Source organism: Paraburkholderia sp. UCT31 (assembly GCF_014397655.1).
Taxonomy (GTDB): Bacteria; Pseudomonadota; Gammaproteobacteria; order Burkholderiales; family Burkholderiaceae; genus Paraburkholderia; species Paraburkholderia tuberum.
In genome coordinates this window covers 52,954-68,697 of sequence record NZ_VZQP01000047.1, presented here as the reverse complement: position 1 = coordinate 68,697, position 15,744 = coordinate 52,954, and the positions used below count along the sequence as shown (strand labels likewise).

At 61.4% G+C, this 15,744-nt stretch carries 11 protein-coding genes and 3 pseudogenes; 4 read left to right on the top strand and 10 right to left on the bottom strand.

Annotation, left to right across the window (positions count from 1 at the left end; translation table 11 throughout):
- From F6X40_RS31035 to F6X40_RS42735, 4 genes and pseudogenes are all read right to left on the bottom strand, one after another.
- A pseudogene (locus tag F6X40_RS31035) lies at positions 1 to 83 on the bottom strand (IS6 family transposase); the annotation flags it as partial.
- Between the two features lie 285 nt (positions 84 to 368).
- A complete protein-coding gene (locus tag F6X40_RS31030; protein ID WP_187630453.1) occupies positions 369 to 1,001 on the bottom strand; it encodes a class I SAM-dependent methyltransferase in 633 nt (210 codons plus the stop codon).
- Positions 1,002 to 1,572: 571 nt separating this feature from the next.
- The gene (locus F6X40_RS42740) at positions 1,573 to 2,718 is read right to left on the bottom strand and encodes a glycosyltransferase family 9 protein (RefSeq protein WP_262421606.1); all 1,146 of its coding nucleotides are present in this window, start codon (positions 2,716 to 2,718) and stop codon (positions 1,573 to 1,575) included.
- A 255-nt stretch (positions 2,719 to 2,973) separates the two neighbouring features.
- Positions 2,974 to 3,774, bottom strand: a pseudogene (locus tag F6X40_RS42735) (O-antigen ligase family protein); the annotation flags it as partial.
- A gap of 487 nt (positions 3,775 to 4,261) precedes the next feature.
- On the opposite strand from F6X40_RS42735, the gene F6X40_RS31020 reads away from it, so the two are divergent.
- Together F6X40_RS31020 and F6X40_RS31015 are read left to right on the top strand one after the other, a co-directional pair.
- Positions 4,262 to 5,137, top strand: coding sequence for a lipid A biosynthesis lauroyl acyltransferase (locus F6X40_RS31020; RefSeq protein WP_187630460.1), 876 nt, complete (start codon positions 4,262 to 4,264; stop codon positions 5,135 to 5,137).
- A gap of 90 nt (positions 5,138 to 5,227) precedes the next feature.
- The gene (locus tag F6X40_RS31015; RefSeq protein ID WP_187630451.1) at positions 5,228 to 5,473 is read left to right on the top strand and encodes a hypothetical protein; all 246 of its coding nucleotides are present in this window, start codon (positions 5,228 to 5,230) and stop codon (positions 5,471 to 5,473) included.
- Positions 5,474 to 5,480: 7 nt separating this feature from the next.
- On the opposite strand, the pseudogene F6X40_RS31010 reads toward F6X40_RS31015, so the two are convergent.
- The 6 genes and pseudogenes from F6X40_RS31010 to F6X40_RS30985 all read right to left on the bottom strand — a co-directional run.
- Positions 5,481 to 5,726 (bottom strand): annotated as a pseudogene (locus F6X40_RS31010) (IS256 family transposase); the annotation flags it as partial.
- A gap of 148 nt (positions 5,727 to 5,874) precedes the next feature.
- Positions 5,875 to 6,270: a nuclear transport factor 2 family protein gene (locus F6X40_RS31005; protein ID WP_187630450.1), complete on the bottom strand. Its 396-nt coding sequence runs from the start codon at positions 6,268 to 6,270 to the stop codon at positions 5,875 to 5,877.
- A 72-nt stretch (positions 6,271 to 6,342) separates the two neighbouring features.
- A complete protein-coding gene (locus F6X40_RS31000) occupies positions 6,343 to 7,287 on the bottom strand; it encodes a 3-keto-5-aminohexanoate cleavage protein (RefSeq protein WP_187630449.1) in 945 nt (314 codons plus the stop codon).
- A gap of 23 nt (positions 7,288 to 7,310) precedes the next feature.
- Positions 7,311 to 8,180 carry a fumarylacetoacetate hydrolase family protein gene (locus F6X40_RS30995; RefSeq protein ID WP_187630448.1) on the bottom strand — a complete coding sequence of 290 codons (870 nt, stop codon included), beginning with the start codon at positions 8,178 to 8,180 and terminating at the stop codon, positions 7,311 to 7,313.
- 48 nt (positions 8,181 to 8,228) lie between these two features.
- Positions 8,229 to 9,170, bottom strand: a complete 942-nt coding sequence (locus F6X40_RS30990) for a VOC family protein (RefSeq protein ID WP_187630447.1) — start codon at positions 9,168 to 9,170, stop codon at positions 8,229 to 8,231.
- Positions 9,171 to 10,769, bottom strand: a complete 1,599-nt coding sequence (locus F6X40_RS30985; RefSeq protein ID WP_187630446.1) for a bifunctional 3-(3-hydroxy-phenyl)propionate/3-hydroxycinnamic acid hydroxylase — start codon at positions 10,767 to 10,769, stop codon at positions 9,171 to 9,173.
- Positions 10,770 to 10,881: 112 nt separating this feature from the next.
- Between F6X40_RS30985 and F6X40_RS30980 the strand changes: the two genes are divergently transcribed.
- Both F6X40_RS30980 and F6X40_RS30975 read left to right on the top strand, forming a co-directional pair.
- Positions 10,882 to 11,601, top strand: coding sequence for a TetR/AcrR family transcriptional regulator (locus F6X40_RS30980; protein WP_187630445.1), 720 nt, complete (start codon positions 10,882 to 10,884; stop codon positions 11,599 to 11,601).
- 765 nt (positions 11,602 to 12,366) lie between these two features.
- Complete coding sequence (locus F6X40_RS30975; RefSeq protein ID WP_187630444.1) at positions 12,367 to 15,546, top strand: EAL domain-containing protein; 3,180 nt, start codon at positions 12,367 to 12,369, stop codon at positions 15,544 to 15,546.
- The last annotated feature ends 198 nt before the right edge of the window (positions 15,547 to 15,744 follow it).

Below are 15,744 nucleotides of genomic sequence, written 5' to 3'. Positions count from 1 at the left end.
TCCAACGGATAGTGCAGGCGCTTGAGAACCTTGCTGATACCCGCAGGCAGCGTCGCACGCGAGGACTTTTTCGTCTTGGCCATCTCGATCGTGATCCATGGAAAAATGCGAATTCTAGCGCAGTGCGTTAGCGCGACAGAACCCTGCCGTCTACGGCCGATGGGCGACCGCAGCTGGCCGCCCTCTGCCTGCCGCGGTCGACGACAGGCGTCCCCGCTTCTGCCGATTGTCTGAGATCCACGACTGGCCGTTTCTCTGCGCGATGGACACTGTTGCAAATCGGCTGCTTTGCGCTGCATCAGAGCGGCTTGAACGCAAGCATCTGCCAAGCCCAGCGCGGCCATACTGTGGAACAGCCCCTTGGCGTTTCAGGCAACCGGCTTGCGCCACACGCTGGCTAGCCACGGCTGCCGCTCACGCGGCAAGCCGGCGGGCCGGTAATAGTGCTCAATTTCGACGAAGCCTGCGTCCGCCATATATCGGCGCCATGCTTCGAAATCATGGAAGACGCCGTAGCGGCCGTGGCTCCAGCCTTCTTGATTCGTGCCGCGCGGGTTGGAGCTGAACAGCACGCCGCCGGGCTTCAGCGTCGCGTGCAATTGCCGCAACACGCGCGGCAACGCCTGACTCGGGACATGGAACAGCGCGGCGTTGGCGAAAATGCCGTCAAAGTGCGCGGCCGGCAAATCGAGATGCAGGAAATCCTGCTGCCAGACGTCGCAGCCAGTCGCGTCACGCGCCATCGCAACGAAGCGCTCGGCGCCATCGAGGCCGACCGCGCAATGGCCGAGTGTAGTGAAGGCCTTGAGATCTCGCCCCGGCCCGCAGCCGAAATCCAGGATCGTAAGAGGCGGCTCGACTTCGATATGGTGCAGGAGCGCCGCGATGTTCTGCGTGACGTCGTGGTCGTACGTGCCGTTGCGGAAATCTTCCGCGTGCGCGTCGTAGTGCTGCAACGTGACGGCACTGATTTTATCGAGGTCGCGGGGGTCGAGTTCCATGCGGAAAGTATATCTCGGGGCATTTCCCGCACAACTACGTCGTACTTCTGGTGTCATCGGTCGTGGTCGGTTGCGTGCCGAACAGGATGAACAACGCGATCCGGTGTGCGCAAGTGATTCCTCTTGGGCTTCCGAAGAAAGCGCACGGTATCAGGCGAACGGCTGGAGATGGCCGTACTTTGCCGATCGTCGTGCGATCGACCCGTGCGTGCCACGAGCGGCAGCACGCGACCCACTGCGGCCCTTCGGGTCGGCTCTCCATCAATGGCTGTTCCCAAAGTACAACCGTCATTCGTGCGGCCATGTCGGCCGGCAAATTCACGGGGCGGACACTCGTGAATCGTCGCAGAACCGGAGCAGCAACGTCCGCTGTCGCAACTTTCGTTGTTTTTACGGATTATTCAAGGCCCATATTATTACTACACAGGCGCATAGCGTTGTCGCAAAGCGCGCTGGCCACGAGCATGCAGTTGAATAGTCTTCGCTTGAACTGCTATGCCGTCAAAGTGTATTTATTTTATCTGCATCTCATTGTAAGTCCGGCCCTTCAGACAACGTCCACAGGGCGCGTCTATCGGCTGATGTCGACGATCTTAGCCTGTGTCGGCGCTTGAATACCAAGCAGTTGCGCAGCGACAGGAATCACGCGGCTTGCCCGCAGGCCGGTCAGACAATCGCTTGTGCTTTCCTTGTGCCGGCCGCACCCTTCCTGCCGGCACGGAACGCATTCGCTCTCCCCCTGCAACAGGTACACGTTGCCGCGCAGGCCTGAGCCACGTCGAGCCCATGGCGCCTTACCCACCGGCCAGTTCCATGGCCACGGGCCCCAGCGAACCGGGTCGCCTGGGCCGAACAGCGCGATCGTCAACGTGCCGCATGCGGCCGCAACGTGCGTGGTACCCGTATCGGGACCAATGAAGAGCTTCGCGCGCCGGATCATTTCCGCCGTTTCGCCGAACGTCAGCTCACCGACAAGATTCAGGACCGGCTCGCCAGCCGCCACTACCACCTGCGCGGCATACGTGCGCTCGGCCTGCGCCGGTCCTCCGCTCAGCGCGACGGCAAAGCCATGCGCGCGCAGCCAGCGGATCGTTGCGGCCCAGCCATCGACGGTCCATTGCTTATACCCGTACTTGGGGCACAGATGCAGCACGACCATGGGCTGCCCCGGCTTCGCGCCGGGCGGCGCATTGAGCCGCGCCTCGAACCGGGCTCTGCGCTCGAGATCGGGACCGATGCCCGGTGCGACCACCTCCGCACGCGGCGTCACACCCACCAGCAGCGCCAGTTCCAGGGTGTTCGACACCACGTGTGCCTGCAGTTGCCAGTCGAGCGCAATACGGTGAAGCATGAGGCGAGCAAACCACTTCACACGATCGGCATTGACGAGCCCGATCCGTTTGCGACCGGCAAGCCACGTATAAATCAGTGCGCGATCGGAGTCGGTGGCTGCGCAGGCCAGATCGTAACGCCGCCAGATCCCCGCCGCGTCGGCAATTCGCTCACGCAGCGGGACGCGCTGAGCGACAGTAATGACGCGGCGCAGGTCCGGGTTGTGCTCAAGTACCCCCTCTGTACCCCGAAACACGATCATGTCTATCATGGCTTCGGGCCATTGCGTCTTCATCGACCGGATAAGCGGTGTCACCATCAACACATCGCCTATGCGACGTGGGCAGGCCACGAGAATTGTTCGCGGAGGCCGTTCCAGCTTCAGCGCACGTGAGTTGTCGACTTCCCCGATTTCCCGCTTGCGCGCCTCGATGCACGCAAGCAGTGTTGCTACATTCAGCGCGAAAAAGGCTGCGCTCATCACGAGCGTCAACGCGTCGATCGTCAACCCGAAGATGATCGTACTGCCAACCACGGCGAGTCCCAGATACGATGCGGTAGCGATTTCGCCGTCCGCGCTGAGCCGGTTCCGCCAGAACGGTGTAAAGGTCCCGACGTACAGAAGCAGCAGTGCGGCCACGCCCACCGTTCCCATTTGGGAAAGCGTCGAAAAGAACTCGCTATGTGCGCCCGCGTTGACGATCGCCCGCGGCGCCTCGCCGCGTTGGGCAAGCTCGTTCAGCGCCTCCTCCAGACGGCCGCGCCCCACGCCAAACGCCGGATGGCGCGAGTACAGGAGCGCGGACGCGCGCCACAATTGAAGGCGCAGCCCAAGCGAAGTATCGATCTTGCCTTGCTGCATTGCCTTGATGTCGGACACGGTCGCGTCGACCCGCTGGCGAACCATGCTGCTGGATCCGAGTGCCACGAAAAACGCCACGATCGCACAGCTCAATGTAATGCGTGCCCGCCTGCTGGCTAGCCAGTGCCGGCCGCCGACGGTTGTCCATACGAGCAGCGCCACCGCAATCCAGCCCCCGCGCGAGCCCGACAGATATGACGCATATCCGCCGAGCAGAAACGCCGCAATCTTGATCGCCACCTCAGTTATGCGTGCGCGCCTGCCTCGCGTAATCGACACAATCGACAGGAAGCCGAGCAGCAATGCTGTGTCGCCGAAAGGGATCGGGTTGGTAAATGAATTGCCGAGGCGACCGGGGATGACCCAGACGGCTGGATGAAATTGCGCGTAGATGGCCCACGTACCGACGCCCAGTGCGCCCGCCACAAATCCCCACTGCACGAGGCGGAGTTGCCGGTACGCCAGCGACCCCAGATAGAAAAAACTCGGGACGACGAGAGCCAGCCGCAGGAATGGATCCAATGCCGGGAACGTGCTGCTTCGAAAAACCGCTATCTGGAACAGCACGACCGCCGGCATGCCGATCAGACCCAGCACGAAGAGCCGGTGCTCGCGAAACAGCGCCGCCGCGCAACGCCGATGCCCGGCTTTGCCAAGGTAGGCCAGAGCGAGCGCGAAAATAACGAAAAAGCAGTAGCCGGTGCCCCCTCTTATCGACAGCATTACAGCCGGCGACAAGACGACAGCCAAGGTAGCGACACAGCCTGATAGTTGGTTGGCACGCATCATGTCGGAACCTGAAGTCTAGCGAGGAGTAGCAGCCCAAGCCGATTGTGCCATGCGCACCGTCCATATTGAATGGAGAAGCGAATGGCACTGGCCGAGCCCCCGGAAATTCGAAATCGTTCGACCGGCCCGCTCCGACGCGTTAGGCTTGAGCTTCCGTGACCGACCGACTTCAGCCGCTCGGCGCGAGATTGTGGCAAAGGCCGCTTTCAAGTGTCCGTTGTCAGCGCATGACAACATTCCCGCCTGGCGCAACCATCCACTACACGCAGGAAAGATCGTGGCACGACTCGGTTACCTCCTCGTCGTAATGCTGTTGCGAGCATTCTCTGTGCTTCCGTACCCTTTGGTCGCGAGGCTTGGCAGCGCGCCTGGTGCAGCTTTGTATGCGCTTCCAAGTCGCCGCAAACATGTTGTATTTGTCAATCTACGCCTTTGCTTTCCAGAAAAGACCGACCGCGAGCACCACGATCTTGCCAAAGAACATTTCCAGCAGGTTATCCGCAGCTATCTCGAACGAGGCATTCAATGGTTCGGTAGTGCAAAAACGATAAAGAATATTGTCCAGATCGAAAGCAGGATTGATCTCGAAGACAGGGATGCGCCACCTACCATCTTTATGGGGTTCCACTTCGTGGGCATCGAGATCGGATGCATGCTGTACTCGATGCAGCCACCTGTCGCAGCACTGTACACACGCATGTCGAACACGCGCCTCTGCGACCTTGCAAGGCGACAGCGCGGCAGGTTTGGCGCGGATATGATCGAACGTTCGACGAGCGCCAGAAAGATCGTGGGAATACTTCGTTCTGGCAAACCAGTCATGCTCGCAGCGGACATGGATCACGGTATCAACAACTCTGTTTTTGTCCCATTCTTCGGCGTTCCCGCCTGCACGCTGACATCCGTCTCGCGGCTTGCAAGACTGGGCCATGCGCGCGTTGTGCCGTTCGTGACGGAGGTGCTGCCGAATTTCAAAGGATATAAATTGACCATCTTCGAGCCGCTCTGCGATTTCCCATCAGGGAGTGACACGGACGATGCGCGGAGAATGAACGCGTTTCTTGAGGCTCAGATTTTGCGATTTCCGGAACAGTATTACTGGGTGCATCGACGCTTCAAACACCGCCCACCCGGCGTTCCAGCCGTCTACTAAAATACTGGGTGGCCGGCGTGTCCTTCCACTACCGGTGAACACCCTGATTTGCCGACGAGGCGACAACCGCCGCGGAAGCACGACGGTCCGTTGTCTCGGGCGAAGCCGCTGCTCGCCCTTCGGGGGGCGTTGAGAACCGAGGTCCATGCTTTCCTGGTCACGACGCAGGACGCGCTGAACGAACTGGCGCCAGCAGAGGTATTGGCCGGCGCTCCGTTCGAGACACGCGCGTCCCTGCATGCGAGTCAGCAAAGGCTCCTGCAACTGCCCTCGAACGAGCGGCAGCGCAAGGTCCTTGCGTTGATCAACGGACCGGGAACAGCCATGGCCGCATGAACGGCTAGCCGTTGCGCACAACTGCCCGTCGGCCCTCGATCGACTTCACATTCGAATACTGCTCGAGCATCGCCGCCAGTTCCGCCTCGATTGCCTGCTGGATGATTCGTCGCGCCCCTTGCTGGATCAGATCGTCCAGACCCGGCGCCCCCTTGATTTCCGCTTCCGTCGTTTGACCGCTCTTCGTTTCCTGAGTATGTTTCGCGATGCTGGTGGAGTTCGATTGAGAAAGTGTTACCGTGGAAAGCAACATTCTCCTTCAATGGCCACCGCCTTCTCCTGCCTCCCGCCTACGCCGCGTACACCACTTTCAACGATAGCTCCCTGAATATTCGCGGTGATGTTTGCTGGGGATTCCTATGTTTGTATACTTGAAGAATTCTTTCTGACGTGAACGATTTTCAGCGGCGGCCGGCGCCTGCTTCAGAATGAAAACCCTGAATGACGCCTAGACGCCACGTGCCGTTCGTCCTCATCCAGACGGCTTCGTACTGACTCGCAACCGCTATCGTCCCGCTTGCGATGCGCACGCTCGCCGTCATGGAGCCGCACACCAGCGCGAAGCGTTCACCCGTCTGAATCTCGCTCAAGTCGAACTTCACTGCTTCGTAACGCATCGCGCCGCTCGTGAGCTTGTCGAGGTAGCTTTCGCGGCTGTCGCGCGCGCCTGTCGAATGGATATAGACGAGGCCTTCTTCGAACAGATCGCGCAGCGTGGCCGCGTCGCCCGCCAGCATTGCGGCGCATCGCGCTTCTTCGAGTTGACGAATGATGTCTGCGTCTTCGCCATGATTCATCGATATGTCCTTTTTGCCCGATTGCGCGCGACGGTGCGCCAGTCGCAATGCCGTCGCGCGCCGATGCTTACCTTACTGGCTGATTGCGTCCAGACGCGTCTTGTCGCGACCCTTGAGGCCGAGCATTTCGCGTGCTTCCGCGGGAGTCGCGATTTCCAGACCAAGGCGCGTGAGAACGTCGCGAATCAATTCGACCTGCTGGGCGTTCGAGGTGGCGAGCTTGCCCGGACCGATCATGAGGGAATCCTCAAGGCCGACACGTACGTTGCCACCCATCAGCGCGGCCTGCGTAATCAGCGGCATCTGATGTTTGCCGGCGCCGAGCACTGACCACTGATAGTTGTCGCCGAACAGCTTGTCCGCAATGCGCTTCATGTGCACGAGATTCTCGGGATCCGCGCCAATGCCACCCAGAATGCCCAGCACGAACTGCAGGAAGATCGGACCTTTGACGAGCCCGCGATCGACGAAGTGCTTCAGGTTGTAGAGATGCCCCACGTCGTAGCACTCGAATTCGAAGCGCGTGCCGTGCGCATCACCCAGCCGCTCGAATACTTCTTCGATATCCGCGAACGTATTGCGGAAAATCGCACGCCGCGTGCTTTCGATAAAGTCTTTTTCCCACGAGTATTTGAACTCTTTCAGCTTGTCGAGAACCGGGAAGATCCCGAAGTTCAGCGAACCCATGTTGCAGGACGCCATCTCGGCCGAAATGTCGAGCGCGCCGGCGAGGCGTTCGTCCAGCGTCATATTGACCGCGCCGCCCGTGGTGAGGTTGATCACCGCGTCGGTGGCCGCGTGAATCCGCGGCAGGAATTGACGATACACCGACGGGTCGAACGCCGGGCGTCCGTCTTCGGCATAACGCGCGTGCAGATGCAGAATGGACGCGCCTGCCTCTGCCGCGGCAATGGCTTCGCGTGCGATGTCGTCGGGCGTCACCGGCAGATGCGGCGACATGCTCGGCGTATGAATCGATCCCGTGATTGCACAGGTAATGATGACTTTACGTGCCAAGTATTTTTTCTCCGTTGAGTCGATCAGACCGGCTCGGCCACGACGACGTTTTCAATGTGTCCGATGCCCTCGATCTCCACGCGCAGCACGTCGCCGATATTGAGGAAACGCGGCGGCTTGGCTGCGCCACCCACGCCCGACGGCGTGCCCGTCGCGATCACGTCGCCCGGTTCGAGCGTCATGACGGTCGAGAGATAAGCGATCTGCTGCCAGACGTTGTAGATCATCTCGCCGGTGCGAACTTCCTGACGGCATTCGCCGTTCACGAGCATGCGCATTTGCAGCGCGTGCGGATCGGCGATTTCATCCGGCGTCACGAGCCACGGACCAAACGGGCCGTGCGTGTTGAACGACTTGCCGAGCATCATCGTCGGCGAGCGCATCTGCCAGTCGCGTACCGAAACGTCGTTGCACACGACATAACCGGCGACGACCGACGCGGCCTCGGCTTCCGACACGTGACGGCAGCGGCGGCCGATGACGACGCCCAGTTCCGCTTCATAGTCGAGCTTGTCCGATACCTTCGGCATTTGCACGGGGTCGAACGGGCCGCTCACGCACGAGACCTGCTTGTTGAACCAGACCTGGCTGTCCGGCACCTGGATGCCTGCCGCTTTCGCTTCCTCGACATGGCGGCGATAGTTCATGCCGATCGCGAGGAACTTCGACGGGTTCGGCACCGGCGCGTCGAGTCGCACGTCCGAAAGCGGGTACGTGACGGCGTCCTCGATGCGCACGTTCCTGACGTATTGCATGAGCGCGGGGCCGCCCTGCAGCAGTTCCAGCATGGTGCGGGGCAATCTGCCGTCGCTGGCGGGCAGATCGATAACCTGCTGGCCTTCTACCTTACCGATCGATTGATATCCGCGGCATTGAAAAGTGACGAGTTTCATTGAAGTCCTGCTAAAGAGTGTTGAATGGTGACGGGTGCGCTCTGCGCGTCAGACACCGTGTTCCGAATTGGCGAAGAAGATCGCGGGCAGATCGGGACCCCACAGGTACATGCCATCCTCCGGCGCGTGATCTTCCGCGACCCAGTCCACCGAAGCGGGGATGAAATCCATCGTCGCGCTGTACTCGCAAAAGCTGCCCCACGGGTCCAGTACGTAGTAGAAGTAGTTGGAGCCGAGCACGTGACGGCCCACGCCCCAGCCTTCGCTGTAACCGGCGGCGGCCATCTGCATGTAGCCGAGACCGACTTCCTCGACGGTCGGGACATCCCAGCTCAGGTGATGCAGCGCCGGGCCCGAACTCATTGCGAAGGCGAACAGGTGATGGTCGCCGCCGTGCGGCGCGTGGATGAACGCAACGCCGTCGCCGGAGCGGTCCGAGAGGCGCAGGCCGAGCACGCGCTCGCAGAAATCGATCTGCGCGGGGACGTTCGGTGTCGCGAACGCAATGTGCGAGAGCCGCGTAGGCTCTATGCGCTTCGTGCTGCGACGGTAGGGCGCGCAACGCACGCCGTTGACGGGCAGCGCCGGGCTCGCGTGGCTCGCTTCGTCGAGCGTCGTCTTGGCGCCGGGGCGGATCTGCAACGCGACGCCGTCAGGATTGCGAATCCAGAAGCCTCCGGCTTCGGCGCCTTCGGGCGGCGCGACGATCTCGACGCCGATCACCACGGCACGCGCGCGCAGCGCGTCGAGTTCGTCCTCGAAGCAGTGTAGCGTGAGCCAGTCGATCTTCTTGCGCGGCCCTTCCTTAATGCGGCCCCACACATGCGACGATCCAAACGTGCGGATCAGCAGACCCTTGTGGCCTTCCGATTGGACGTCGAGCCCAAAGGCTGTATAGAAGCGCCGTGCATCGTCGAGTGACGGCACGCTCATGCTGAAGGCGCCGATCGAATGAATGCCGAGGCGGTCGCGCCTGCGTTCTTGGGTCATTTAGGTCTCTTGGCCTTGTGGGGTGGTTTCAGTGTCGGGTTGCATCGCATACCGCCAGGCGTCGACGAGCGCATCGAGTTCGCCAGTCGTGCGGGCCGCGCCATAGCTGTAGAAGTCCGGACGTGCGATCACCGCCGCCACGCCGAGTTGCGCGAAGTAGTCGGCATACGCACCGTTGATGTCGACGAAGCCGCCTTCGCCGAAATGCGTGACGATCACGCCGCGCTCATCCAGCGCCTGCCGGTTAGTCAAGCTAAGCGCGTCGAGCACGGCTTTATTCGTCGCAATCAAGGCGAAGCCAACGCCGAACACATCGTCGAACAGGCCGCGCCGGCCGTTGATCTCGACGAGGCCTTGCGGCGTCAGGCAGCCGCTGCCCGGTGTTTCCGCTTCATACAATCCCGCGCCGAGACGCGGTCGCGGCGCCTCGGGCGGCCGGAAGCCCGGTGTCGCCTGCGCGGACAGCATCTGGAGGTCGCGTGCGGCGGCCGCGTCGGGATTGGTGATGCAGATCACCTTGCCCAGTTCGATCGAGAAGTTGATGATCTCGCGCACGTGGTTCGATCGCTCGGGACCATAGCTGTCGAGCAGCGCGTCGCTGCCTTTGCCCGCGAGAATCGCGTCGAGCCGCCATGCAAGCGCCGCCGCGTCGCGCAGACCGCTGCACATGCCTTGCCCCGCGAACGGCGGCATCAGATGCGCGGCATCGCCCGCCAGCAAGACCTTGCCCGCACGCCATTGCTTCGCCCAGCGTCCGCGGAACGTATAAACCGCATGGCGCTCCAGAACCGCGTTGCCGGGCGTGACGTTCCAGCGGGCGAGCAGGTCCCACGAAACCGAGTCCAGGTTCATCTGCTCCGCGGTTTCGCCGGGCAACAGCATGAACTCCCAGCGACGGCGGCCGGGACCACCCGGCACGATGGTCGTCGGCCGCGCCGGATCGCACAGTTGCCAGGTTTTCGGCATCCACTCGCGCGGCGCAAGCGGTTTGACGTCGACCACCAGCCAGTCGAACGCGAAACCGAGATCTTCGAACTCGAGGCCGAGCGCGTTGCGCACCATCGAGTTCGCGCCGTCCGCGCCAATCACATAGCGTGCGCGAATCGTGTCCTTCTCGCCGCCGGCAACCCACTTGCCGTCCACCAGCCGTCCCGCCTCGATATCGACGCGCACGCCGTCGGCTTTTTCGACGAGCGCGTTAGCCGACCAGCCCTGACGCACCGTGACATTCGGCAGTGCCTTGACATGTCCGTCGAGGACGCGCTCGAGCTCCGGCTGCGCGAACATCGTCGATACAGGCCAGCCACTCAGGCCCGTGCCGCCCCAGTCGAAATCCATCAGAACTTCGTTGCTTGCGTTGCGCCACTGGTAGCGGTCCGTAACCTCCGCGATGCGGTTGATATCATCTATGACCCCGGCCGCCTGGAAGAGCCGGGCGATTTCGTGGTCGTAATGGACGGCGCGCGGCAGCGGATAGAGGTCGGGCCAACGCTCGACCACGCTCACGCTGCGCCCCGCGCGTCCGAGCATCAGCGCAAGTAGCTGACTCGTCGGGCCATAGCCGATAATTGCAACATCGACGATCCTGTCTGCCACCATTTTTCTCCTGAGTCGGGCATCGTCACAAACTGACGATATCGTACAATTCATACTCTATTGTCATGTTGACCAATTCGTCCATGCAATGGGGGAAACCCCGGGTACCGCGCTAATGACCAAGCATTCGAAAAGCGACAACCAGGGCCTCGTCCTCGCGAACGAGGACCACCGCGTACGGACCGGCGCCGTGCGACGGGAATCCACGCGCCGTAAACTGTTGAGCGCGGCCGTCGAAGTTTTTGCGGCCAAGGGGCCCGACGCGGCGTCGATCGACGACTTCCTCGCGGCAGCGGGCGTCGCACGCGGCACGTTCTACAACTACTTCAAGACGACCTCCGAACTGCTCGACGCAGTCACGTCGGAGTTGAGCGACGAGGTCATTGCCCGCATCGAGGTGTGTGTGGGCGCGATCGACAATCCCATCGAGCGGGTGTTGACAGGCTGCCTGCTCTATACGCAGGTGGCGATCAAGCATCCAGCGTGGGGGGCGTTTATTACGAGGACGGGCATCCGTGGCGGGGCCAGCGGACGGTTGACGGACGTGTATCTTCCGCGTGACCTCGCAAGAGCACGGGAGCAAGGCATCGCCCAGTTCACCAACGTCCGTGCTGCGAGGGACCTTTTGATCGGCGCGATCCGTCAGAGCGTCGAGACGGTTTTGTCGGGCGCGGCGTCCGCCGAACACCCGCGCGAGGTCATGCAGTTGGCACTCGCGGCGCTTCGCGTGGCACGCCCGACTATCAGGCAGCTCAATGAAAAACCGCTACCGGAAATTGAAGTGCCAGATGGACTGAAATCGCTGGAGGCGAGCTCCAGGGCTCACGCCGGGTGACGTCGCTGCGCTCGGCCTGCTTCGCGCCGGTTCCATCCGAAGAGCGAAGCCCGGGGATGTCAAGGAATGTGGATTTTGAACCGGTGCGCTGAGGCCGAAACTGGTTGTCAGCTTGATTCATTTCTTTTCTTAAGTTCCTCGGGGTGGCTGCGTTTCGCATCCATACCGAAAGGCTGACCGTTTTCTGGCCGCATATAGATTGCGTAGCGGATAGGCGCTGCGAAGGCTCGGCGTCGGAAACGGCTCGGGAGAGTGAGTTCGCTGTTGCACGAAGCTGCCATCGGGTTGCTCGATGGCACCACCGTCGGCAATCCGCCGCATTGCTGACGTACCGCCCAGACCGTCCCAATGTCGGCAATGGCCGATGAAGGACCGTCCGTCTTTCACAATCGAACGTCCGGAAGCAGAGGCGGATTCAACGTCCGAATGGTCGCCCCCTTGGCCGCGGAAGCGAAAAAATTCGCATATTGACTGCTGGCCTGCCAAAGGCGCTCGCCATGACAAAGTCCTGGCACCATTGCACGACTGCCCAAAAGGCACCCTCCTTCGAAATGTTCGCACCGTGTTGTCGCTTTTCTAGCACCGTTATGGGGCGTTTTAAGCAAAGACTAAAGAAGTTCTTCAACCGGTCGATAGCTTGATCAGGGGCTCTTCCCGCCGTGGGACCTGAACCAGAGGTCCGACGTTCCCTGCACGGAGAAACTCAGTGAAACGCCTGGCTTGCCGCACGTGGGACGAAAACTTTGCGATAGAGCGACCACGCCCATGAAACGCAACCTGTTTTTCCGGTTTCTCGGACGTCTCCGCGTCGGCCGAAAGCTGCTCCTGATTTATCTGCTCGACTTGAGCGCAGTCCTTTACATCAGCGGCATCCTGATCCGCGAAAAGTACATCGCAATTGACTTCTCCGACAAGGAGCTGATCGGGAATGCCTACGTCGCGGCCGTGCATGACGCGCTTATCGACTTCGCACTCGCGGGGGCTGGGCAGCCGCAGACTGCGGTCCAATTGAAGAGCACTGCTAGCAGACTCGACGACGCAGAGCGCCGCTTTGGCGCGAACATGCAAAGCGCAGTTATTAACGAACGGGTCCGCGATGCACTCGCAGCAAGTTCGGCGCCGCATGCGAGCGCATCGACGGTGGACCGCGGCCTTGACGCGACGCGCGCGCTGGTGACCCGGGTCGGTAACCAGTCGAACCTGATTCTGGATCCGGACCTGGACAGCTACTATTCAATGTCACTGTCGATTCTGCGCTACCCGGAGCTGCTCGGCGACGTCAACCGGATCGGCCGCCACCTGCACGATGCCGGCGCGAACCCTCACGCCGCATCGATGAGCCACGATGAGATGCGTACCCGCTACCTCGTGCTGGAGGGACAGCTCGACGCAGTATTGCAGGGGCTGCGCTCGGACTATGCTGAAGCTTCGGCCGCGAACGGCACACTGACCGGCACGATTGGACCGTCGGTCGAACGCATGCTCGCCGCCGTCGAAACGTATCGCCGCATGGCTGGAGCCGCAGTTGACGCTGGCGCGGATGCGGCCACGCTGAACCGGCTCGATTCCGCACAGCAGCGCCTGGTAACGAGCGTAAGCGACGCGTGGCGTAACACCGGCAGCCAGCTCGAAAGTCTTCTGCATGAGCGCGTGCGCGGCCTCTTTGAGCGCATGTGGCTGCACCTTGGAACGGCATTTTTTCTGTTATGCGCGATCCTGAGCATGGTGTACTTCGTCGCGCAGCAGATTTCCCGCCCCTTGCGCCAGCTGGCGAGCGTGATGGATACCGTGCGCCGCACAGGAGACCACTCGCTGCGCGCCAGATGGCATAGTCAGGACGAGATCGGCCAGCTCGTGAGCGGCTTCAACGACATGCTCGCGCAGCTTGACCGCGAGCGCGTCGCGCAGAAGGAGCTTGCCGCGACAGCGCGTGCGTCGGCCGCGCAATACGCTCTTGTAGAGGCGACTCCAGTGCCGATGGTCGTCACGTCAATCCCGGGGCATGAGATCCTGCACGCAAACCGGCCAGCGCTTGCCTGGCTCAACGGCTGCACGGTAGACCCCTGGGGCTTCGGTCTCGACTCGGAGGTACGCGCGCGGTTTTTCCAGCAACTGTCGGACCGAGATGCCGTAGACGAATTCGAGGTGCGCTGGAAGGCCGGCAGCGAACCTACGTGGGCCATGCTGTCGGCGCGACGCCTCGACTTCCAGGGGCGCGACGCAGTGTTGACTGCATTCACTCCAATCAACCAGATCAAGCTGATGGAGCAACGCCTCGAATTGTGGGGCAAGGTGTTCGAGGCATCATCCGAGGCGATTCTGATTCTGGATGAGCAACGACGGCTCGTCACTGCCAATGCATCGTTCTATCGAGCGACCGGATATCGCGCTGACGACGTGGCGGGCAAGGAGCCTGCTTTCCTCTTTGGAACGCAGGAGCAAGATGACATTTTTCCGGCCGTTATCGATTCTGTCGATCGCCTCAGCGCGTGGCATGGCGAAGCGCAGGTGCGAAGGCGGGCCGGCAACGACTATCCGGCATGGCTAATGGTGAGCGCGGTGCGCGACCGGCGGGCGAACCTGTCGCACTATATCTGCACCTTGATCGATATCACGGACCGCAAGAAGAGCGAGGCGCGCATTCAGTTCCTCGCCGAACACGACGTGCTAACGGAACTGCCGAACCGCGAGCTGTTCATCAAGCGCCTTGGCGTCGCACTCGGCAATGCGCGCCACGCCGGCCAACGCGTCGGCGTGCTCTTCATTGATTTGGACCGGTTCAAGAACATCAATGATTCGCTTGGCCATCACATCGGCGACAACCTGTTGCGCTCGGTCGCGCGGCGCCTTCTGCAAGCCGTGCGCACCAACGACACCGTCAGCCGCCTCGGTGGCGACGAGTTCACGGTAATCCTCAATGGTGTCAGCAATGTGGCGGATGTTACCCGTGCGATCGAGGATCGTCTGTTGCCGCTCGTTCGTCAGCCGCATGAACTAGGCGACGCCGCGTTGCCGGTGTCATGCAGTGTCGGCGTGGCACTTTTCCCGGACGATGGCGAGGACATCGAGACCCTGATGCAGAACGCCGACGCCGCAATGTACCAGGCGAAGGCCGCGGGACGTAACCTCGTCAAGTTCTTCGCACCTGATATGGCCGAACGCGTGCGCTACCGGTTGACGCTCGAAGCGTGCCTGCGCACGGCGATCACCAGGCAGGAGTTCCGGCTTGCGTACCAGCCGTGTGTCGATGCCCGCACGGGCGAACTGGTTGCCGTTGAGGGGCTCTTGCGCTGGAACAGCCCGCAGATCGGCACGGTGTCGCCTGCGCAGTTTATTCCGGTCGCCGAAGACACACGACTCATCATTCCGATCGGTGCCTGGGTAACCGACGAAGCATGCCGACAGGTCGCCGCGTGGGACGCCGGCGGGCTGACGCATTTGCGCGTCTCGATCAACGTGTCCGCGATCCAGCTGCGCGATCCAGACTTGATAAGCTCGCTCGCAGACAGTCTCGAGCGGTACGGCGTGGCTCCCGATCGGCTCGAACTCGAGATCACTGAGACGGTGTTGATGGACAACGCGGAGAACTATCTCACCACGATCCAGGCGATCCGCAAGCTTGGAGTCAAGCTATCCCTCGACGATTTCGGTATCGGTTACTCAAGCCTCAGCTATCTGAACCGATTTCCGCTTGATCGCCTCAAGATCGACCGCGCGTTCGTGCAAGACATGCTCGATGCGCCGGCCGACCTCGCAATTATTCGGGCAATCATCGAGCTCGGCCACGAACTGGGCCTCCGAGTGGTCGCCGAAGGAGTCGAGAGCGAGCATCAGGCTCAGATCCTGCGAAACATTGGTTGCGACGAACTGCAAGGTTTCCTCTTCTCGAAAGCATTGTCGCCTACCGAATTGTGGTCCTGGAGTAGCGTACGCAAGGTGGCTTGAGCGCCGCAGTAGCTTTCTTTCGCGCGATAGTATTCTCCGGGGCTGGAGCGGCCAAGCGTGATCACAACTGGCTGCACTCGGACCCTCAAGCGACCTCCGAAAAACCTCGACCAACGGCGGAAATTAACGGATGAACCGTCATTCATTGGATACCGTCGACCGTCCTTCCGTGGCCGGTTGCACTCACAAGGCTGCGAC